Annotated in this window: 16 protein-coding genes; 7 read left to right on the top strand and 9 right to left on the bottom strand. The window is 70.0% G+C overall.

Annotated features, from left to right (window positions below):
- The first annotated feature begins 1 nt into the window (after position 1).
- The 4 genes from ACMCNK_RS00955 (at position 2) to ACMCNK_RS00940 (ending at position 4,806) form a co-directional block, all read left to right on the top strand.
- Positions 2 to 2,746, top strand: a complete 2,745-nt coding sequence (locus ACMCNK_RS00955) for an alkaline phosphatase family protein (RefSeq protein WP_412734454.1) — start codon at positions 2 to 4, stop codon at positions 2,744 to 2,746.
- Positions 2,747 to 2,909: 163 nt separating this feature from the next.
- Positions 2,910 to 4,133 (top strand): inorganic phosphate transporter, encoded by a 1,224-nt coding sequence (locus ACMCNK_RS00950; protein ID WP_412734453.1) that lies wholly within the window; start codon positions 2,910 to 2,912, stop codon positions 4,131 to 4,133.
- A 13-nt stretch (positions 4,134 to 4,146) separates the two neighbouring features.
- Positions 4,147 to 4,458: a hypothetical protein gene (locus tag ACMCNK_RS00945; protein ID WP_412734452.1), complete on the top strand. Its 312-nt coding sequence runs from the start codon at positions 4,147 to 4,149 to the stop codon at positions 4,456 to 4,458.
- 9 nt (positions 4,459 to 4,467) lie between these two features.
- Positions 4,468 to 4,806: a DUF3349 domain-containing protein gene (locus ACMCNK_RS00940; protein ID WP_412734451.1), complete on the top strand. Its 339-nt coding sequence runs from the start codon at positions 4,468 to 4,470 to the stop codon at positions 4,804 to 4,806.
- 24 nt (positions 4,807 to 4,830) lie between these two features.
- Here the strand turns inward: ACMCNK_RS00940 and ACMCNK_RS00935 are convergent, their stop codons facing one another.
- Positions 4,831 to 5,433, bottom strand: coding sequence for an HD domain-containing protein (locus ACMCNK_RS00935; RefSeq protein ID WP_412734450.1), 603 nt, complete (start codon positions 5,431 to 5,433; stop codon positions 4,831 to 4,833).
- Between the two features lie 168 nt (positions 5,434 to 5,601).
- Entirely contained in the window at positions 5,602 to 6,996 is a 1,395-nt protein-coding gene (phoA, locus tag ACMCNK_RS00930) for an alkaline phosphatase (RefSeq protein WP_412734449.1), read from the bottom strand.
- Positions 6,997 to 7,149: 153 nt separating this feature from the next.
- Between phoA and glgX the strand changes: the two genes are divergently transcribed.
- Positions 7,150 to 9,255: a glycogen debranching protein GlgX gene (glgX, locus tag ACMCNK_RS00925; RefSeq protein ID WP_412734448.1), complete on the top strand. Its 2,106-nt coding sequence runs from the start codon at positions 7,150 to 7,152 to the stop codon at positions 9,253 to 9,255.
- A 78-nt stretch (positions 9,256 to 9,333) separates the two neighbouring features.
- On the opposite strand, the gene ACMCNK_RS00920 is transcribed toward glgX, so the two are convergent.
- Positions 9,334 to 9,942 (bottom strand): HAD family acid phosphatase, encoded by a 609-nt coding sequence (locus tag ACMCNK_RS00920; RefSeq protein ID WP_412734447.1) that lies wholly within the window; start codon positions 9,940 to 9,942, stop codon positions 9,334 to 9,336.
- Positions 9,943 to 10,468: 526 nt separating this feature from the next.
- Here ACMCNK_RS00920 and ACMCNK_RS00915 point away from each other — a divergent pair.
- Positions 10,469 to 12,076: an FAD-dependent oxidoreductase gene (locus ACMCNK_RS00915; RefSeq protein WP_412734446.1), complete on the top strand. Its 1,608-nt coding sequence runs from the start codon at positions 10,469 to 10,471 to the stop codon at positions 12,074 to 12,076.
- A 49-nt stretch (positions 12,077 to 12,125) separates the two neighbouring features.
- Complete coding sequence (locus tag ACMCNK_RS00910) at positions 12,126 to 13,394, top strand: cytochrome P450 (protein WP_412734445.1); 1,269 nt, start codon at positions 12,126 to 12,128, stop codon at positions 13,392 to 13,394.
- Between the two features lie 18 nt (positions 13,395 to 13,412).
- On the opposite strand, the gene ACMCNK_RS00905 is transcribed toward ACMCNK_RS00910, so the two are convergent.
- From ACMCNK_RS00905 to ACMCNK_RS00880, 6 genes are all read right to left on the bottom strand, one after another.
- Entirely contained in the window at positions 13,413 to 14,573 is a 1,161-nt protein-coding gene (locus ACMCNK_RS00905) for a HEAT repeat domain-containing protein (RefSeq protein ID WP_412734444.1), read from the bottom strand.
- A complete protein-coding gene (mptB, locus tag ACMCNK_RS00900; protein WP_412734443.1) occupies positions 14,539 to 16,005 on the bottom strand; it encodes a polyprenol phosphomannose-dependent alpha 1,6 mannosyltransferase MptB in 1,467 nt (488 codons plus the stop codon). The genes ACMCNK_RS00905 and mptB overlap by 35 nt, the downstream gene beginning before the upstream one ends.
- A gap of 130 nt (positions 16,006 to 16,135) precedes the next feature.
- Positions 16,136 to 16,891, bottom strand: a complete 756-nt coding sequence (locus ACMCNK_RS00895) for an SDR family oxidoreductase (protein ID WP_412734442.1) — start codon at positions 16,889 to 16,891, stop codon at positions 16,136 to 16,138.
- A gap of 39 nt (positions 16,892 to 16,930) precedes the next feature.
- Complete coding sequence (locus tag ACMCNK_RS00890; RefSeq protein WP_412734441.1) at positions 16,931 to 18,133, bottom strand: epoxide hydrolase family protein; 1,203 nt, start codon at positions 18,131 to 18,133, stop codon at positions 16,931 to 16,933.
- 132 nt (positions 18,134 to 18,265) lie between these two features.
- Positions 18,266 to 19,498, bottom strand: a complete 1,233-nt coding sequence (locus ACMCNK_RS00885; RefSeq protein WP_412734440.1) for a hypothetical protein — start codon at positions 19,496 to 19,498, stop codon at positions 18,266 to 18,268.
- A gap of 72 nt (positions 19,499 to 19,570) precedes the next feature.
- A complete protein-coding gene (locus ACMCNK_RS00880; protein ID WP_412734439.1) occupies positions 19,571 to 20,461 on the bottom strand; it encodes a ZIP family metal transporter in 891 nt (296 codons plus the stop codon).
- Between the last annotated feature and the right edge of the window lie 190 nt (positions 20,462 to 20,651).

Below are 20,651 nucleotides of genomic sequence, written 5' to 3'. Positions count from 1 at the left end.
CATGCAGGTAGAACGCCGCCGTCGGCCCGCTGGGAACGGCCGTTGGAGCCGGACGCACGTCGGCCACCGGGCATTCGCGGTCGCCGCCGCAACCACCGCCGTCGTCGTCACCGCGGGCGCCGGCATCGCGTTCGCGTCGACGGACCGGTTCGGCAACGACCAGGTCGGCCAGGAGACCGACCGGGGTCAGGTCGTCTCCGCGGACCAGTACATCGATCCGGTCGGTACCCGCCTGGTCGTCAACAACGGAAAGATCATGTCGTCGGCGGTGAGCCCGGACGGCACCCACCTCGCGGCAACGGTCGCCGACGGTGGGATGGCGCTGGTCATCGTGGACCTGACGACGTGGAAGGTGCAGCAGCTCGTCGGCAACAATGCGGCGGCGGATCTGCGGATCAGCGGCAACGACGTGGGCCAGGAGGGCCCCGCGTACTCCCCCGACGGCACCCGGCTGTGGCTCGGGCAGGCCGACGGCTACCGCAGGTTCACCGTGAACGCCGACGGGACCCTCGCCAACCCCACGTTCGTCGCGATCCCGCCGGACGGCCCCAGGCACGCGCTCGCGTCGCAGGCGGTGTTCTCCGCCGACGGCGCCACCGTGTACGCCGCGGTCAACGGCCAGAACCGGGTGGTCGCCATCGACGCGGCGTCCGGGGCCATCCAACGCAGCTGGGCCGTGGGCAACGCCCCGCGGGGCATGGTCGTGGTCGGGACCAAGCTCTATGTCAGCAACGAGGGCGGGCGCCCGGCGAGGCCCGGCGACACCACGATCAACTCGTACAACACGCCGGTACCCGCGGACCCGGTGACCGCTGCCACCACCACCGGCACGGTCAGCGTCATCGACCTGGCAAACCCGGCAGCCGCGGTACGCAGCATCGACGTCGGCCTGCACCCGACCGCCCTGTACGCCCGCAACAAGACGCTGTTCGTCACCAACACGGCCAGCAACGACGTCTCGGTCATCGACACGGCCGTCGACGCGGTCGTGCAGACCGTCGCCACCCAGCCGTGGCCGCAGGCATCGGTGGGCTACGAACCCGACGCCGTCACGCTCACCGGCGACGGTCACCTGCTGGTCACTCTCGGCCGCGCCAACGCGGTCGCGGTGTACCGGTACACGTCCGCCCGGGAGCCGGTCAGTTACGTCGGCCTGCTGCCTACCGACTACTTCCCCGCCGAGATCGCCACGGTCGGCGACAACGTCTTGGTGTCCAACACCCGCGGCATCGACGCCCGCCGCCCCACCACCAAGGGCGGGCACAACACCCACGACACGACGTCGAGTCTCCAGCGTTTCACGCTCCCCGACGACCAGGCCATCAGGGCCGGGACAGCCGCGGTCTTCCGCCAGAACGGCTGGACCCCCGGCTCGATCGTCAAGGGCACGGGCACGGCGCGGCGTGTGCCGGTTCCGCGACGGCTCGGCGACCCGTCGTCGATCAAGCACGTCTTCCTGATCGTCAAGGAGAACCGTACGTACGACCAGCTTTTCGGTGATGAGTCGCGGGGCGAGCGCGACCCGGCGCTGACCGAGTTCGGCGAGAACGTGACGCCGAACCAGCACGCGATGGAGCGGCAGTTCGGGCTGTTCGACAACACGTACGACATCGGCACGAACTCGGCCGAGGGGCACAACTGGCTGATGCAGGCGGACGATCCGGAATACACCGAGTCCTCGGCCGGTGAATACATCCGCAGCTACGACACCGAGGACGACGCGCTGGGTCACCAGCGGACCGGCTTCCTGTGGACCGGTGCGCAGGCAGCCGGGAAGACCGTGCGCGACTTCGGCGAATTCCACCAGTTCCTGACCAAGCCGTCCGGCGCCACCTGGCAGAACCTGTACTGCGACACCAAGACCATGGCGTCGACAGGCAACGACACCACGTACCCGATGCTCTCGTCGTCGCCGATCCCGTCGCTCAACGCGGTGTCGGTCGCCGGTTTCCCGAAGTTCGACACCGACGTCCCCGACATCTACCGGTACGAGATCTGGAAGCGTGACTTCCAGAAGAACGGGCCGGCGAACCTGAACATGTTCTGGTTCTCCAGCGACCACACCGGCGGCCCGCCGAACGCCGCCGCTCAGGTCGCGGACAACGACCTCGCGGTCGGCCGGGTGGTCGACACCATCTCGCACAGTCGCTACTGGAAGGACTCGGCGATCTTCCTGGTCGAGGACGACTCGCAGGCCGGCCTCGACCACGTCGACGGCCACCGCGCCCCGATCCAGATCATCAGCCCGTGGGCGGTGCACGGCGTCGTCGACAGCCACTTCTACTCCCAGATCACGATGATCCGGACCATCGAGCAGATCCTCGGCATCCAGCCGATGAACCAGAAGGACAGCGCGGCCACCCCGATGCGGGCGGCGTTCACCGAACGGGCGGACCTCACGCCGTTCACCGCGCTGCCCAACCGCACCTCGCTGACCCTGGGCCTGGCGACCCCGCCGCCGTGCGGCGTCGACACCCCGGCACCGCTGGACCCCCGTGCCGCGGCCCCGCCGTCGGGCGCGGTGCCGGCCGGCGAGCGGCGGCTCGCGGCGCAGTGGGATGCCTGGAAGAAGCAGCAACGGCTGGGCGGCCCGAACGCCCGGCCCGACTTCGCGAACCCCGCGCAGATGAACCATTTCACGTGGTACCAGGCGCACGACTGGGCGAAGCCGTACCCCGGTGAGCACGCGATCCTCGCGCCGGGGAACGTACCCGGCGCCTACCTCCCCTCGACGGACTCCGACTGACGTCATGCTCGACAACCCTGTCCCGGGGGACTTTCCCGGGACAGGGTTGCTGGATCGCAATGTCCGTCGATCAATGTGACGACGCGGCGACCCTCAGTGAAACTCTTGGCTCGACGGGTCTCCACCACTTTCCCTTCTCCCGCAACGGCATGACGATGCGGGGGTGAGCCAAACCGCCGTGATTCTTGCCTTGGTGATCGTCACCGCGCTCGGGTTCGACTTCACCAACGGGTTCCACGACACCGCCAACGCGATGGCCACCTCCATCGCCACGGGAGCGCTGCGACCGAAGGTCGCGGTGGCACTGTCCGGAGTGCTGAACCTGATCGGCGCGTTCCTGTCCGTCGAGGTGGCCCTGACCGTCACCAACGCCGTCGTGAAAATCCAGAGTGCGACCGGCGCACCCCGGCAGGATCTGGTCTCCAACGGCGGCCTGGACCTGCTGCTGATCGTGCTGGCCGGGCTGGTCGGCGCCATCATGTGGAACCTGGTGACCTGGCTGCTCGGCCTGCCGTCGAGCTCGTCACACGCGCTGTTCGGCGGGCTGATCGGCGCCACGATCGCAGGGCTCGGCTGGGCCGGCGTCAACTGGGTCGGCAACGGCAAGAAGCTCGACGGCGTGGTCGGCAAGGTTCTGATACCCGCAATCCTGTCCCCGGTGATCGCCGGCATCGTCGCCACCGTGGGCACCTGGCTGGTCTACCGGGCGACGATGGGCGTCGCGAAACGGTTCGCCGACCGCGGGTTCCGATGGGGACAGATCGGCAGCGCCTCGCTGGTGTCCCTGGCACACGGCACCAACGACGCGCAGAAGACCATGGGCGTCATCACGCTCGCGCTGATCGCCTCCGGCTATTGGACCGACACCGGCAGCATCCCGTTCTGGGTGAAGACGTCCTGCGCCCTGTCCATCGCGCTGGGCACCTACCTCGGCGGCTGGCGGATCATCCGTACGGTCGGCAAGGGTCTGGTCGAGATCGCCCCGCCTCAAGGCATGGCCGCCGAATCGTCCTCCGCCGCGGTCATCCTCTCCTCCAGCCACCTCGGGTTCGCACTGTCCACCACGCAGGTCGCCACCGGGTCGATCATGGGCAGCGGCGTGGGCCGTCCCGGGGCGTACGTGCGGTGGCGGGTCGCCGGACGGATGGTCGTCGCCTGGCTGCTCACGATGCCGGCGGCCGCCGTGACCGGCGCGGTCATGTGGTGGCTGGCCCACCTGATCGGCGGCGAGATCGGCGCGTTGGTGATCTTCGCGCTGCTCATCGCGTTCTCCTTCTTCATGTGGCAGCGCTCCCGGCGCGCCCCGGTGGATGCCGCCAACGTCAACGACGAGTGGCACGACGATCGTCCACCGGCGCAACCGGTGCCGGCCGGCGTCGCCAGCTGAGGGGATTCCGGTCATGCACACCCTGGAACTGTCCTTGCAAGGCGCGTGGCGGGTGCTGATCGCGGGCCTGGTGCTCGGTGCCGGTCTGCCCGCACTGTTCGGCCTCGGCATCCGGGCCATGGCGTACGGCGCCGGCGGGGATGCCGAGAACCACCGCGCGGACGCCCCGGGTCCGCGGGCGCACCCGATCGGCACCGTGATCGGCTGGTTGCTGTTCGCCGTCGTGGCGCTCGGGGCGCTGCTCGGCATCCTGTACATCGTGGTGTCCGGGCTGGGCATGAAGCTGAGCTTCAGCAATGGCATCCCGACGATCGTGGACAAGTGAGGAGCGCCGGTGGGCGAGCTGAGGGCGAACTTTCTCGACCGCGCGGTGGAGTGGTTGCGCAGGGGTTATCCCGCCGGCGTGCCACGCCAGGACTATGTGGTGCTGTTCGGGCTGCTGCGCCGCAAGCTGACCGAGCCCGAGGTCCGCAAGATTGCTCAAGACCTGGCCGACCAGGCCATTCTCAACGACGACCCGGTGAGCACCGACGACATCGAGAACATGATCCACGACTCGGTGCTGCAGCCGGCCGCGCCCGAGGACGTCGCCCGGGTGTCCGCACGGCTCGCCGCGGGCGGCTGGCCCCTGGCCGATCCACCGCCCGACGGGGCCGCCGGAGCACCACAGTGACTGCCGAAGGCCTTCGGCCGAGGATCAGGGCCTGACCAACGCGAACTCGGCGATCGTCGGAACGGTCTTGCCTGCCTGTCGTAGTTCCACACGGCGAACGGCCGCGCGCAGCAGCGGCGCACGCTGCGGATGCACCATCGCGTTGGGGGAATCGGATCCGTGCCGGCGCAGCATGTCGGTCAGGCGCTCGTCGATACTCATCGGCCGCCCGTCAGGCCCGACCGCCTGGTCCGCGGCCGTCACCGCGTCGCTCACCGCAGACTGCTCATGCGGAAAACAGGTCAGGTGGTCGGCCAGGCCGCGCACCCGGGCGACGAGCAACGCTTCCGAGTGATGGGCGACCAGGCCCACCAGCCTGGACGGCCAGCCGTGTGCGCGCAGATACTGCGCCCCGTCGAGGGGATGGAAACCGAAGCCACGTAACGACGCGGCATACCCGATGTCGTGCAACCAGGCCGACGCCACCAGCAGGCCCACATCAGCGGGATCGACGGTGCCTGCCAGCCGCTCGGCCCGCCGCGCCACCCCGGCGGTGTGCCGCCACCGCTCCGGGAGATCCGCGAGGAGCAGCCCGGCGAGTCGGCGAGCGTCGCGGACCAACCGGTCGGAGTCATTGGGAGCGGTCATACCACCACACTAGCCACTCAATTACATCAATGGCGTAAACAGTGGGTGACCGAGATGTAGCTCACCACGACCGCCTGCCGATCGTTGCAGGCGGTCGTTTGCGTTCGCTGCGCACGTGCGTGGCCTCGGCGGTGGCCCCCCCGGTCGGGCCACCGCCGAGGCACGGGTTCAGTGCAGGTTGAGGGCTGCGCGGAACGTGGTGAACAGGTCGGTCTGGTTGGTGACACCCAGTACGCGGTAGGCCTGCGGGCCCTGGGCAGCGATGCGGACCTCGGTGCCGGTGTGGTCCTGCGAGGAGCTCGGCGCCCCGGAGACGGTCGCGTAGTTGACCACCATCGGCGCGCCGTCGGCGGTCAGGAGCGTGGCGATGGCGCCCGGGCTGTGGTGCGTGCTGGTCTGCGGGTACTCGATGATCTGACTGGTGTGCCCATGGTCGGCGGTGACGACGACCAGGGTGTCGCGGTGGCTACGGGCGTAGTCCAGCGCGACCGCGATCGACCGGTCGAACTCGACGGTCTCGCCGATCTGGCCGCACGGGTTGGCGGCGTGATCCTGCTTGTCGATCGAAGCGCCCTCGACCTGGAGGAAGAAGCCCTTGTCGCGGTAACCGGCGGACTTGGCGTCGAGCAGGTCGATCGCCTTGCGGGTCATGTCGGACAGGTGCGGCATGGTGGCCGGGCGCGCCGGGTTGGACTGGGTACACGCCACCGGGGTGGTGTTCGCCGGGAACGGTGCCGCGAGCGGGCCGGTCCACTCCAGGTCCATGTTGCCCGCGGAGAACAGGCCCAGCACCCGCTGGTTACGGTGGGTGGCGGCCAGTCCGGCGTTGTCCGTGACGACCGTGTACCCGGCGGCCTTCGCCTGGTCGGTCACGGTCTTGCCGGTGAACGGACCGGCCGTCACGCTCTGGTCGAAGCGCTGCTTGCCGCCGCCCATGAGCACGTCGGCGCCGGTCTGGACCTCCTGCTCGGCGATCGAGCCGGGGCCGCCGTTCGCCTTGTCGTTGGCCGGGCAGGCGGCCATGTTGGCCGGGCCCTGGCAGGACCGGTCGACCACGTGCGAGGCCAGTACTGCCGGGGTGGCGTCGGTCAGCTCGGCGGTGGTGATGTCACCGGTCCGGTAGCCGGCGCTCTTCGCCTGTTCGAGGATGGTGGGCTGCGGCTTGCCGTCCGGGGTCACCGAGATCGCCCCGTTGTAGGTCTTGTGCCCGGTCGACCAGCCGGTGCCGGAGGCGGCCGAGTCGGTGACGTATTCCGGCTTGGTCGGGTCCGCCTTCTGCACCGCGTACGTGGTGTATTCGCCCGTCAGGGGCAGCGTGTCCATGGCCAGGCGACCGGCCGCGCCCTTGGCGTAGTTGCGCGCGATGGTGATCTCCGAATCGCCCATGCCATCGCCCAGCAGCATGATCACATTGCGGGCGTGGCCACGGCTGACGGCACCGCGAGCCGCATCGGCCGAATCGAAACTCTGCGCCGGTGCCGCGCCCGCGACCAGGGCAAGCGCGGAGAGCACCGGTACGGCCACCAGCCCGGCCCGCCCGATTCGCCGCGTACGGATTCGCATCACAGTTGTCCTTTCCGCGACCGCATGCCGGCCGCATTCCGCGGCCAGTTCAGCGAACCGGTCCGGCCGGGAGATGGAAACTTCGTTACGCGCCGGTAAACATCCACGTCAGACGTCCTGGCAAGGTGCGGCGCGGCCTGATCTGATGGGCCGATGAAGGTGTGGCCCGGAAACCCGTACCCCCTCGGCGCCACCTACGACGGTGGCGGTGTCAACTTCGCGTTGTTCTCCGAGGTCGCCGAGCGGGTCGAGCTGTGCCTGTTCGACGACGACAACGTCGAGACCCGGATCGACCTACCCGAGCGCGAGGCCCTGGTGTGGCACGGCTACCTGCCGAGGATCGTGCCCGGCCAGCGCTACGGCTACCGGGTGCACGGCCCGTACGAGCCCGCCGCCGGGCTGCGCTGCAACCCCAGCAAACTGCTACTCGACCCGTACGCCAAGGCGATCGACGGGAACAACGAGTGGAACGACTCGCTGTACTCGTACCGGATCGGGGACCCGGATTCCTACGACGACACCGACAGCGCGCCGTACGCGATGCGTTCCGTGGTCATCAACCCGTTCTTCGACTGGGCCAACGACACCCCGCTACGGGTGCCGTTCCACCAGACCGTCATCTACGAGGTGCACGTCAAAGGCATGACCATGCGGCATCCCGGGGTGCCGGAGGACGTGCGTGGCACGTACTCGGGGCTGGCCCACCCGGTGATGATCGAGCATTTCCGGCGGCTCGGTGTGACCGCGGTGGAACTCATGCCGGTGCACCAGTTCGTGCACGACCGCGCGCTGATCGACCGGGGCCTGACCAACTACTGGGGTTACAACACGATCGGCTTCTTCGCCCCGCACAACGGCTACGCCTCGTTCGGCGGCTACGGCGGGCAGGTGCAGGAGTTCAAGGCGATGGTCAAGGCGCTGCACCGGGCCGGCATCGAGGTCATCCTCGACGTCGTCTACAACCACACCGCCGAAGGCGATCGTCTCGGCCCGACATTGTCGTTCCGGGGCATCGACAACCCCGCCTACTACCGGCTGGTCGACGAGGACAAGCGCTATTACTACGACACCACGGGTACCGGCAACAGCCTCAACGTCCGCCACCACGAGTCGCTGCGGCTGATCATGGACTCGCTGCGCTACTGGGTGACCGAGATGCACGTCGACGGATTCCGCTTCGACCTGGCGGCATCGCTGGCCCGCGAATTCCACGAGGTCGACCGCCTGGCCGCATTCTTCGACCTGGTCAACCAGGATCCGATCGTGAGCCAGGTCAAGCTGATCGCCGAGCCATGGGACGTCGGCGACGGCGGTTACCAGGTGGGTGGCTTTCCGCCGCTGTGGACGGAATGGAACGGCAAGTACCGCGACACCGTACGTGACTTCTGGCGCGGCGCCCCGGGCAGCCTCGGGGAACTCGCCTCACGCTTCAGCGGATCCTCGGACCTGTACGAGATCGACGGGCGCCGCCCGATCGCGTCCATCAACTTCGTCACCGCGCACGACGGCTTCACACTCACCGACCTGGTGTCGTACAACGAGAAGCACAACGAGGACAACGGCGAGGACAACCGCGACGGGGAAACCTACAACCGGTCCTGGAACTGCGGCGTCGAGGGACCCACGGACCAGCCGGAGGTCAAGGAACTACGGGAACGGCAGCAGCGCAACCTGCTCGCCACGATGTTGCTGTCCCAGGGCGTGCCCATGATCTCCCACGGCGACGAGCTCGGCCGTACCCAGCACGGCAACAACAACGTCTACTGCCACGACAGCGAGCTTAGCTGGGTGGACTGGGCGGGCGCCCGCGACCAGGAGGTCCTGACCCGTTTCACCCAGCAGCTCACCCGGCTGCGCGCCGAGCATCCGCTGTTCCGGCGTCGTCGCTTCTTCACCGGTGAGCCGGTCGCGGACGCGAAGCTGCCGGACATTGCCTGGTTGTGCCGCGACGGGACACCCATGACGCCCGACGACTGGTCCGCACCGAACGCGACCATGACGGTCTTCCTCAACGGCCAGGGCATCCCCGAGCGTGATGCGCTGGGCGAGCCGATCGTCGACGACTCGTTCCTGCTGCTGTTCAATCCGCTCGCCGAGCAGACTACGTTCACCCTGCCCGACCGGGGCTACGGCCGGTCCTGGGAGATCGTCATCGACACCGCGGATCCGCTGCTTGCCGCTCGGCGCAGGGCAGGCAAGGCGGGCGGGACCCTCGATGTCCCCGGACACGCCCTGGTGGTGCTGCGCCGCCGGGACTGATCCCGGCGGCGCCGCGGTCAGCCACAAGGCGACCGGGCGTCGACGCCATCGACCGTGAGTCCCCTACGACGGGGCGGATCAGATCAGCTGGCCGTCGTAGTCCGGCAGCTTGAACGTGCGCTCGGCGAAACCGCCGGACAGGTCACTCGGGTTGTTGCCGATGTTGGCCACGATGCGGTAGCCGGAATCCTCGATCCGCTTGCGCGTCGCGGTCTTGAACTCGGCGTCCGGCTGGGTGTTGAACCACGGACGCAGGTAGGCATCGGTGACAGGGTAGCCGGCGCCCCTGAGGTTGATCGCGGTCTGCCAGCCCAGCACCTGGGGCCTGGCGGTGATGAAGAAGACCGCGGCGCCGTCCGCGGCGGCCTGCCGCGCCAGCGCCAGGACCGGCCCGGTCGCGGGCGAGACCAGGCCCGGCCGGTACGTGGTCTCCAGGGCGGTGTTGTCGATGTCGATCACGATCGCCGGTTTCACCGACGCGTCGGGCAGGCGTCCGGCGAGGTAGCGCTGTGCCTCGTTCGTCACGGCAGTCACGTCCGCGATCCAGGTCTGGTAGGGCGGCAGGGCGTGCCCGGCGACCGACGACACCGCCTGCGGCGCAGCGCCGTAAGCAGCGGCGGGTGCGCCGATGGCGATCGTCGTGACGGTGAGCGCGACGAGCACGCCCGAACGCAGTCGTGGTTTCATGGCCAGGAACGTAGGGGCGTCGCAGGCATGAGTGCTGTACCGGGACCAACGACAAAGTGGATCACCGGTGAATGATCATCTGTGCGGCGGACCGTGGCTCGGTCACGGCGGAGCGGCGTCACGGTCTTGTCGGGGTGCATGCGGCCTCCCCAGGTCGTCCACGACAGGATTCGCGCCTCCATGATGGACGCGCGACTCGACGGGCCGCCGCAGGTTGAGCGCATCATCCCGACCGGGTGAGATGACGGGCGCTGCCGCGCGCAATTCCGGCGTGCTTGTCCGATCCGTGTACCTCGGCCGCTCTGGCCCGTGACGTCTTCGGCAGCCCCCGGCACCTTCGTGGCTGCTCCTGAGCCGGTACGCGAACATATCTGCTCATCCGACGCGGGTGGTGCCGCGGAGATGAGCGAAGACACACCATGACCCGGCGCCCAGCGGCGCGCCGGACGTCCCGTACGGAAACGGGCAGCGTCGGGATGCCCGCCGCCGGTCCCATCGAATCCCCGCCCGAAGGGAGAGCGCCGAGATGAAGCTCGTCGTTGACCTCACCCGGTGCCAGGGCTACGCGCAGTGCGCCTTCCTGGCCCCGAGCGTCTTCACCATGCACGGCGATGGCGAGGCCCTGCTGTACGACCCCGATCCCAGCGACGACATGCGCGAACGGGTGTTGCGGGCGGCCGCCGCCTGCCCGGTGCAGGCGATCGTCCTCGACCGAGGGCCGGCCGAGAACGGGGAGCGCACCGCCGTCGCAGCGCGCCGCGCCGGCATGGACGAGGAGTTCTTGAAGACCGGACGGATCGTCATCGTCGGGGCTTCGCTGGCCGGGGCGCGGGCCGCCGGCGCCCTGCGCTATGAGGGGTTCACCGGCTCGCTGACCGTCATCGGTGACGAACCCTGCGACCCGTACGATCGGCCCCCGCTGTCCAAGCAGGTCCAGGAGGGCTGGGTGTCGCCCGAGCACACCGGGCTGCCCCGACGCCAGGCCATCGACGCCGACTGGCGGCTCGGCGTCGCGGCAACCGGCCTGGACCTGGCCGGCAAGCAGGTCCGGCTGGCCGACGAGACAACCGTCCCCTTCGACCGGCTCCTGATCGCGACCGGAGTCCGCGCCCGGCCGTGGCCGGATCCGGCCGAGGCGGCACTGCAAGGGGTGTTCGTGCTGCGCACCCGCGAGGATGCCGACGGACTGCGGCGGTCGCTGGCCGCGCGGCCCGGCCGGGTACTGGTCATCGGTGCGGGGTTCACCGGCTCGGAGGTCGCTTCGGTATGCCGCGAGCTCGACCTGCCGGTCACCGTGGTCGAGGCCGGCCCGGCGCCGCTGGTCGCCGCGTTGGGCGGGGTGATCGGCGCGGTGGCCGCCGACATGCACCGCGCCGCCGGCGTCGACCTGCGCACCGGCGTCAAGGTGGCCGCGCTGGAGGGAGACAACGGCCGGCTGCGCCGCGCCCGGCTCTCCGACGGAAGCACCCTCGACGTCGACGTGGCGGTGGCCGCGCTCGGCGGGGTCCGCAACGTCGAGTGGCTTGCCGGATCAGGGCTCGCGGCCGGCCGGTGGGGGGTGGCCTGTGACGCGGGCTGCCGCGCCTTCGACGCCAACGGCCTGGTCACCGACGACGTCTTCGTCGCCGGCGACATCGCCCGGGCCCCGCAGCCGCTGTTCGGCTACCAGTTCCTCGCCCTGGAGCACTGGGGCAACGCGGTCAGCCAGGCCGAGGTCGCCGCCCACAACATGATCAGCAGCCAGGCGGCACGCTGGCCGCACCTGGCCGTGCCGATCTTCTGGTCCACCCAGTTCGGAATCGAGATCAAGTCCGTCGGGGTGCCCAGCATCGCGGACGAGGTGGTCATCACCCAGGGCTCGGTCGCCGACCGCCGCTTCGTCGCCGCGTACGGACGCCGCGGCCGCCTGGTCGGCGCAGTCACGTTCAACCAGTCCAAGTGGCTGGAGTTCTACCAGCGGCAGATCGAACGCGGCGCGCCGTTCCCGCCCGCGCTGCACACCGTCGACCAGCCCGCCGACATCCGTCCGGTCCCGGCCGGGTTCCCCGCCCAGCCGATCCCCACCCAGGACGCCACCGTCGTGCTCACCGGATACGACCCCGCCGACCGGCGCGCCACCCTGCTGCCGCAGTGACTCCCCATCGAGACCGTCGCACGAGTCCACCAGCCCGAAGGAGGCCGCCATGGCGATGACCGCGCCGCCGAGCGTCTTCGCGCAGATCCTCGACCACGCCAACCGCGCCGATCCGTACCCGCTCTACGCCGAGTTGCGCAAGACGCCGGTGGCCCGCCAGGAGGACGGCAGCTACGTCGTCTCCACCTACCGCGAGATCGTCGAGCTGCTGCACGATCCGAGGATCAGTTCCAACCCGCACAACCTGCCCGAGTCCGCCACGGTGTCCGAGGAGCTACCGGGCCTGCCGCCGAGCTTCATCCTCCGCGATCCACCCGACCACGACCGGCTGCGACGCCTGGCGACGCGGCATTTCGGCCCGCCCCACTCCCCCGACCGCGTCGACGGGATGGCTGCGGACCTGCGCCGGATGGTCGCCGGGCTGATCGACGGCCTCGCCGGTCAGACCGAAGTCGACATCGTCGACCAGGTCGCCTATCCGTTCCCGGTCACGGTGATCTGCGAACTGCTCGGCGTACCGCGCGAGGACGAGCCCCGCTTCCACGTCTGGGTCGAGGCGATGGTTGCCGCCCTCGACCCGGGCGTGGCAAACGCCGCCGAGGTCCAGCGCGACCGCGCCGCAGCTGTACGGGAGATGAGCCAGTTCTTCGCCGGTCTCGTCGACACTCACCGGCGGGCACCGGGCGCCGATCTGCTCTCCGCGCTGGCCACCGACGACGGCCCCGAGGGACGCATGACCGACGAACAGCTGCTGTCCACCGCGTTCCTGCTGCTGATCGCCGGACACGAGACCACCGTCAACCTGATCAGCAACGGCATGCTCACCCTGCTGCGGCATCCCGAGGTACTCGACCGGTTGCGCCGCGACCCCGAGTTGGCCATCCACCTGGTCGAGGAACTTCTGCGCTACGAGCCCCCGGTGCACTTCGTCCCGTGGCGCGCCGCGCTCGACGACATCGAGATCGCCGGCACCACCATTCCCAAGGGCTCCCGGGTCGTGCTGGTCCTGGCCTCCGGCAGCCGCGATCCCGCCAACGTCCGCGATCCCGACCGCTTCGATCCCGACCGGTTCAACCCCGACCGGTTCGGCCTCGCCCGCGACACCAACCAGCACCTCGGCTTCGGCGGCGGCATCCACTACTGCTTCGGGGCGCCGCTGGCCCGGCTGGAAACCCAGATCGCGCTCACCGAACTGGCCCGCCGACTGGTCAACCCGCGCCTGATCGTCGACCCTCCGCCGTACCGCACCAACCCGGTCCTGCGCGGGCCGCGCCATCTGCCGGTCGCCATCGACGGCATCAACCCTGCCCAGATCTGACGTGTCTGAACGCCGCACTCACGGAATGTAGGCGCACACGGCCTGGAAGCCGTACGGCAGACCGTAATTGCTGATCATCACCGAGACGTTGCCGAAGTCACCGTCGTCCCACTTCCACGCGGCCGGCGACTCGGCGAGCACCCGCACCAGACGCTGCTGCCGTTCGTCGAGCGCGGCGAACGGCGTACCGTCGTCGACCTGGCCGTCCGGAAAAGCCCAGCTCAACGCCGCGCTCAGGACCGGCAGCACCGGCGGGCCGCCGGTCACCGTCCGCAGACGGGCGAGCAGCGCGTCGAGGGCGGTCTCCGCGTGGGCCTCGCCGAGCTGGCCGAGCGCCTGGCCCGCGTACCCGGGCATATCGCCGGCAAGGCACGGAATGCCGGATTCGTAGTCGGTGTCCGTGCCGACCCAGTGCACCAGTTCGGCGACGACCCGCGGATCGGCGTCGGGGCCACGCAGGCCGGCCAGCGCGATCGCCGCGCCCCAGCGCACCATGTCCCGTTCGTCGGCCAGCGCCGCCTCGACGACCCGGGCGGTGGCGTCGTCGTCCGCGCCGAGCAGGCCGAGCGCGACCAGTGCAACCGCCGCCACCCGGGGCTCCGGATCGGCGACCGCGGCGGTCAGCGCCGGCACGCTGACGCCCGATTCCTCCGGGAGCCACCCCAATGCGTACGCGGCCGCCGCCCGCACGGACGGATCGCGATCGGTCACCAGCGCGACCAGCGTCGGTGCGCCCGCCCGGACCGCGTCGTATGCCCGCAGCTCGTAGTACGCCCGCACCTGCCGACGCTGCTCGCCATCGAGCGAGTCCTGTTCGACGCCATCCTGGACGAGCTGCTCGCCCGCCGACGTGAACCGCCGGTACTCGGCGACCGGGAAGCCGCCGGGGAGCCACGGCTCGTCGGAACCGATCGCCAGCGCCGTCAGCAGCTCCACGATCTCGCCGCGGTCGGGCGTGTCCGGATCCGCGGCCAGCTCCAGCAGGAACGGCACCGCGTACGCGCTGGCCTCGTAGCGGCTGCCCTCGTGGAAGATGTTGCCGTACAGCTCCCAGAGCGCCTCCTCGCGCGCGTCGGAGTCCGGCGAGCGCAGCGCGCGAATCAGGTCCGGGACGTCAGCGGCGCAACCGTACGCGTGTTGCAGATCAGCCCACGGCACCTGGGCGAGTCCTTCGAGCATGATCGCCAACGTACGGCACGGTGTCGAGTCCGCGATTGCGCAACACCTCGCGGCTGCGCACCACCAGGAAGACCACGACCAGCGCGGTCATCAACGGGGCGCCCGGAAATTTCGCGAAGCGGGCAAGTCCGCTTCCATCCGGCAGCACCAGGAACGCCGACGCCGCGGCGACGGCCATGATCAGATCGGTATGGATCGTCGTCGCGGCCAGCAGCACCAGCGGCCAGGTCACGTACCAGGGGTGGAAGGACGGGGCGAGGCTCACCGTGGCGGCGAGGGCGAGCGCGGCGCCGTGCAATGCGGCCCGAGGCACGTCGCCCCGCCGAGACGCGATGCCCCACCACAGGGCCATCAGGAACGCGACCAGCAACGCCAGAGCGATCCCCCGGATCGCCGGAACGGCATCCGCCCCGGGCACGACGAGCCGTCCCGCGTAGGTGAGGGTCATTCCGACCGCGGTCGGCGGCGACGTGAACTGGACCAGGTCGCCGGCGTGCCCGAGCCCGGCGATCCACCCCACGCCCAGCCCGCTGACGGCCGTCACCGCCCCCATCGCGCTCACCGACCCGGCGCACAGCCATCCGCCGTCGCGCAGCAGCGTACGGAATCGCACCGGTCCTGCCACCGCGGCCAGCGCCGCGAACGGCAGCACGACCAGCGCCGACACCTTGACCGCGACCGCGAGCCCGAGCAACGCCCCCGCAGCCAGCACACCGGCCGGACGGCCGGCACGGGTCACGAGCAGCGCCAGTGCGGACATGATCAGGCCCAGCATCAACGCGTCGCCGTGCGCTCCGCCGAGCAGATGGACACCCACGACCGGACCGGCCAGCGCGGTCCACAAGGCCCGCTCGGCCGGCACTCCGCACCGACGGGCGAGGGTCGGCAGGCACACGGCGGTCGCCACGACGCCGACCACGGCGATCACCCGCCACAACGCGATGACGGGCCCGAGTGAGCCACCGACTTTCACCGTCGCGACCGCCAGCAACATGAACAGCGGACCGTACGGCGCCGGGGTGTCACGCCAGATCGGCGCGACGGAATCGAGCCAGGGACACGGCAGCGTCGCCACCCCCACCTCGTACGGACTGAGGCCGTTGGCGAAGAGGTAGCCCTGACAGGCGTACGAGTAGACGTCCCTGCTGCCCGTCGGCGGCACCACGATGAAGGGCAGCAGCCACATCGTGATGGTGGCAGCCACCCACCGCACCGACGGCACACCGGAACGCGCCGCCCACCACGCCGCCGTCAGCGCGGCGTTGCCCGCCAGCCAGCAGCACAGGATCAGGCCCCCGTGTGGCCCGCGGGCAACACTCATCGGTGTGGACGCCAGGTCACCGCCCGGCAACGCACCACCGAGAAAAGCTGCGATCGACAGCGCGAGCGCGCCGGCCAGACCCACGTATCGAATGACTGTGAAGCGGTTCACATCGACAGGTTGCGCTGGTTCGATGGCTCCGCCGTGACGGCAGGGTGGCCTGACACCGAACCGGCGGAGATCAACCGCGGGCGGCCCTGGAGGGCCACCCGGCCAATGTGGCGCCCGGCCGTCCGGAGAGCTACCTACCTACCGCCTCTCGACCGGGCCAGTCGCGGTAGCGGGTCTCGGCGAGGATCGCGTCTGCGCCCGGCACCAAGGATCCCTCGCTCAGATCGGCGCCGAAGTACCGAGCCCGGGAATCCGTGACGACCACACGAGCGTCGTGCCGGGCGGCCAGGGCCTCCCGGAAGAATTCGTCCATCCGGAACCGCTCGGGCCCGGCGACGTCGACCCTGCCGTTCAATGGTGATCCGATCGCGACGCGGGCGACCGCCTGGGCGACGTCGTCGCCCGCGATGGGCTGGAACAACACCGGGGGCACACGGACCGCGCCGTCGGCGGTGGCAGCGTCGGCGATGCTGCCCACGAACTCGAAGAACTGTGTCGCGCGCACGATCGAATACGGGACCGGTGACTTCTCGATCAGCTGTTCCTGAGCGAGCTTCGCCCGAAGGTAACCACTCTCGGGCAGCCGCTCCGTCCCCACGACCGACAGGGCAACGTGGTGGGCGACACCGGCAAGGGTTTCGGCGGCGAGCAGATTACGCGTGGAGGTCTCGAAGAACCTCATCACCGCGGTGTCCTCGAAGGACGGTGAGTTGGACACATCGATCACCACGGACGCACCGTCCAGCACGTCGGCGAGGCCGTCGCCGGTGAGCGTGTTGACCCCGGTGCTCGGAGCTGCCACCACCATCTCGTGGCCCTGCTCACCGAGTCTCGACACGAGTCGCGAACCGATCAGGCCGGTGCCCCCGACAACGACGATTTTCATGGTTGACCTCTTCCGTTCGCCAGCGGTCGGGACCGGCGGTCATCGCAGCGGACGGAATGCGGCCCGCAGTTCCGCCGCGAACAATTCGGGCTCCTCCCAGGCAGCGAAATGACCGCCTTGTCCGGCCTCGCCGAAGTAGTTGAGCGTAGGGTAAGACTTCTCGGCCCAGCTACGTGGCGTTCGCCAGATCTCGCCGGGGAAAGTGCTGAAGCCGACCGGAATCCGGGGCGGTGGGAGCGGCCGGCTGCCCGCGGAGGGTGAGTCCGGACCGTACGCCTCCCAGTACGACCGGGCTGCGGATGCGCCGGTACCGGTCAGCCAGTAAGTCGTGATGTTGTCGAGAATGTGGTCCCGGGTGAGGTTGCCGGAGGGCTCGTCGTCGACGAACGCGCGGGCGATCTTGTAGTAAGCGTCGGTGTCATGGTCGATCATCCAGGCGGCGAGGGCGGCCGGCGAGTCCAGCAGCGCGTACCCGATGGTCTGCGGCCGGGTGGCCATCTCCACGAAATAGCCGTTCCCGCTGGTCTGAAAGGTCTTGATCGCGGCAAGCGCCGCGCGTTCCGCGTCCGTGGCGTTCGGCAGTGTTGCCGGATCGTTGAGCGCGGGCACAAGCAGGTTGGTGTGGATCCCGGCCAGCCCGTCCGGGCCCAGGCGTCCCATCGCGTCGGTGATGCCGGCGCCGACGTCACCGCCCTGGGCCACGTAGCGGTCGTAGCCGAGCCGGCGCATGAGTTCCGACCATGCCCGCGCGGTCCGCACGAGATCCCACCCGGGTTCGGCCGGCTCTCCCGAGAAGCCGTACCCGGGCAGGGACGGCAGCACGAGGTGGAACGCGTCAGCGGCGGCGCCGCCGTGCGCGGTGGGGTCGGTGAGCGGGCCGACCGAGTCGAGCATCTCGATGACCGAACCCGGCCAGCCGTGCGTCATGATCAGCGGTAGCGCGTCCCGGTGCCCGGACCTGACGTGTACGAAGTGGATGACCACGCCGTCGATCTCGGTGGTGAACTGCGGCAGTGCGTTCAGCCGGGATGCGACCCGCCGTCCGTCGTACTCTGTCGCCCAGTACTGGTGCAGCGCCTGCATCGTGGCGAGCTGCACCCCCTGCGCGCGGTTGCCGACAACCTCCCTGCTCGGCCAGCGGGTTGCCGCCAGGCGACGACGCAGATCGTCGAGCGCGTCCTTGGGAATTTCCACACTGAACTGCCGAATGGATTCGTCCGCTGGCTGATCGAGCGTGGTCATGTCACACCCTTCAGGGGCATCCATCCCGGTCGCATTCAGCGCCAGCGTGCCATCGCCCGCCTGCGGTCCAACAGGGACTTTAGGCCCGACGCGAGGTGGGCCTTTTCGCACCCACTGGCATGATTCCGGTGATCATGGCGCGCAACCCTGACCGCCAGGCATCCCATGCTCAGCGGGAGCTGGCGTCCTGCGATCCCAGGCGGCGCAGACCAGGGTCGCCGCGAGGACGAACAGGGCCGCCGCCCACAACAGGTGGATCTCCGAGTGGTTCGCGGGAACCGCCAGCCCGAAACCGGCGGCGAGCGCCGCAACCAGGGCGGCCACGGCCAGACCGAGCGACCAGCGGCGGGCCGCTTCGGCCCGCCCGGTCACCGGCAGCCGCCCGTACACCTCGGTCATCGCCGCGATCGTGGCCGCGGCGATGACCAGCAGGCCCGCTGCGGCGGCGAACAGGCGCGAGCCGAAGCCGAGTTCGTACCGGATGGCCAGCGCCGGGATCAGGAACAGGGCCAGCCACCAGGACAGGCCGGTGGTCAGAGCATCCAGGCAGGCGCCGCCCGGGGCCGCGCCATGACGCCGGCGCGCGGCGAGACGCGACCCGGCGAGCACCACGGCGGCCACCGCCGCCCCGGGCAGGTGGTCGTCGACCCGGCCCATGCTGTAGAGCAGGACGCTGTCGTAGAGGGCGAGGATCAGGTAGCCGAGGGCGGCGGTCGAGGCAGCGAAGGCCAGCAGGTCGGTGGCGCTGCGCGGGCCGACGGCATCCGGCGACACCGGGGCGCGCCGACCGAGCCGGATCACAGCGAGCGCGGTGATCACGCCGCTCACGGCGCGCAGGACAAGGTCCTGCATCGTGTACGCCGTGTGCATCGCCCACTCGATCAGCCCGAAGGTGATGGAGTACGACGCGGAGGTGAGCGCGATGACGGCGGGTGTCGTGAGCCGCCGGTACCAACGCGGGTCGAGCCAGTTGACGATGGTCAGATAGGCGAGCATGCCGAGCGGCAGTTCCAGCAGGGACGGCACCCGCAGCGCGCACACCGCGAACAGTTGCGGGGCCGGTGTGTGGCCGGCCAGCCACTTCATCGCCGGGCCGTCGGCCAGCTCGAACCAACCGGCCGGCACGTATCCGCCCAGGTACGACATGTCCCCGTGACGGACGCGCAGCGCGTACACGGTGAACATGACCTGGTTGACGAAGAGTAGGGCGACGACCACAGCCAGCCACCAGCCGGGGCGGTGCCACCGCCGGACCTGGTTCGGCTGATCCCGGAGGTCAGCACGGATCGCCCGCCAGGTGACGGGCGTCCCGGCCAGGACCGAGACCGTCACGGTCGCGTGCAGTGCCGCCGACGTACCCGTCAATGTGCCGTCTCCTCCGAAGGCCGATGTGATCGACCAAGAGGTTAGGACCGCGGGGCAACGCCTGCGCCGGGGTCAGGCTCCCGCGGCGGTCACGATCGCGTCGGTGAGGAAGCCGAGCAGCAGACCCGCGAGGATGCCCCAGGTCGTGATCTCCTTGGCGGCCATCCGCCGCCCGACGGCGAGCAGCTCGATCACCACGTAGAGGATCGATCCGGCGGCCAGGGCCAGGAACGCCACACTGACCGGATCGCTGGTGAAACGCTGCCCGACCAGAGTGCCCAGGAACGTCGGGCCGCCCCCGATGAGTCCGAGCAGGGCGAGGTAGCCCCACGACGGCCGGATCCCGCCCGCTGCCATCGGCGCGACGATGCCGAACCCCTCGGTTGCGTTGTGCAGCCCGAATCCGATGATCAGCAGCAGTGCCAGCGCCAGCTCACCCTTGGCCGCCGAGTTGCCGATCGCGAGACCCTCGGCGAAGTTGTGCAGCCCGATCCCCACCGCGATGAGCAGCGCGAGCCGGCCGGCCGCGCCGGTCCCGGCCGGGCCGGGGCGGGAAGGCCCGACGCCGTTCGCCGGGGCCTGACCCTCCGTGAGGTGACTCGCGCTGCCGGTCGCGGCCGCCACCAGCGGCGGGGCGGCCGCCGCGGTGGGCCCGGCGGCGCCACGTTGGGCGATCCATCGGTCGAAGTACACCAGCCCGGGCAGGCCGACGGTGATCCCGGCCGCCATGACCAGGCCGTACCCGGCGGCCGGGCCGAAATGGTGATCGGCGAGCGCGGCGTCGATCGGTTCCCAGGCGTGCGCCAGGACGTCCCACAGCAGGAACAGCAGTACACCGACGGCGCCCGCGTTGAGCAGCGCGCGCAATCGTGGGGCGGGCGCTCGGAGCCGGCCGATGGGCAGGCCGAGGAAGATGGTCAGGCCAGCGACTGCGCCGAGGAGTGCTACGCGGGCTGGGGACATGGGATCGCTCCGGGGCCGGGGACGGGTAGCCGAGCCTAGCCTAAGCTCCATCCGTGTTTGGCCAGGTCCCGGGCCCGGACAAACCACGATCGGGCATCGCGGTCCGCCTCTTCGGCGGCCAACGGTGTCGATAGCATCCAGCAACCTCCCCGCACGCACTGAACCATCCGACCGTCGTGTTCTACGGCGA

Source organism: Krasilnikovia sp. MM14-A1259, from assembly GCF_047159535.1.
In the GTDB taxonomy this organism is placed as follows: domain Bacteria; phylum Actinomycetota; class Actinomycetes; order Mycobacteriales; family Micromonosporaceae; genus Actinoplanes.
Note: the sequence above shows the minus strand (reverse complement) of the source record. Positions and strands in the feature narration are given on the sequence as shown.

Bases quoted from the DNA above. Each gene is read 5' to 3' on its own strand.
- ACMCNK_RS00955 (WP_412734454.1), top strand. From the start codon at position 2: ATGCAGGTAGAACGCCGCCGTCGGCCCGCTGGGAACGGCCGTTGGAGC.
- ACMCNK_RS00945 (WP_412734452.1), top strand. From the start codon at position 4,147: ATGCACACCCTGGAACTGTCCTTGCAAGGCGCGTGGCGGGTGCTGATC.
- ACMCNK_RS00935 (WP_412734450.1), bottom strand. From the start codon at position 5,433: ATGACCGCTCCCAATGACTCCGACCGGTTGGTCCGCGACGCTCGCCGA.
- phoA (WP_412734449.1), bottom strand. From the start codon at position 6,996: ATGCGAATCCGTACGCGGCGAATCGGGCGGGCCGGGCTGGTGGCCGTA.
- glgX (WP_412734448.1), top strand. From the start codon at position 7,150: ATGAAGGTGTGGCCCGGAAACCCGTACCCCCTCGGCGCCACCTACGAC.
- ACMCNK_RS00920 (WP_412734447.1), bottom strand. From the start codon at position 9,942: ATGAAACCACGACTGCGTTCGGGCGTGCTCGTCGCGCTCACCGTCACG.
- ACMCNK_RS00915 (WP_412734446.1), top strand. From the start codon at position 10,469: ATGAAGCTCGTCGTTGACCTCACCCGGTGCCAGGGCTACGCGCAGTGC.
- ACMCNK_RS00910 (WP_412734445.1), top strand. From the start codon at position 12,126: ATGGCGATGACCGCGCCGCCGAGCGTCTTCGCGCAGATCCTCGACCAC.
- ACMCNK_RS00905 (WP_412734444.1), bottom strand. From the start codon at position 14,573: ATGCTCGAAGGACTCGCCCAGGTGCCGTGGGCTGATCTGCAACACGCG.
- ACMCNK_RS00895 (WP_412734442.1), bottom strand. From the start codon at position 16,891: ATGAAAATCGTCGTTGTCGGGGGCACCGGCCTGATCGGTTCGCGACTC.
- ACMCNK_RS00890 (WP_412734441.1), bottom strand. From the start codon at position 18,133: ATGACCACGCTCGATCAGCCAGCGGACGAATCCATTCGGCAGTTCAGT.
- ACMCNK_RS00880 (WP_412734439.1), bottom strand. From the start codon at position 20,461: ATGTCCCCAGCCCGCGTAGCACTCCTCGGCGCAGTCGCTGGCCTGACC.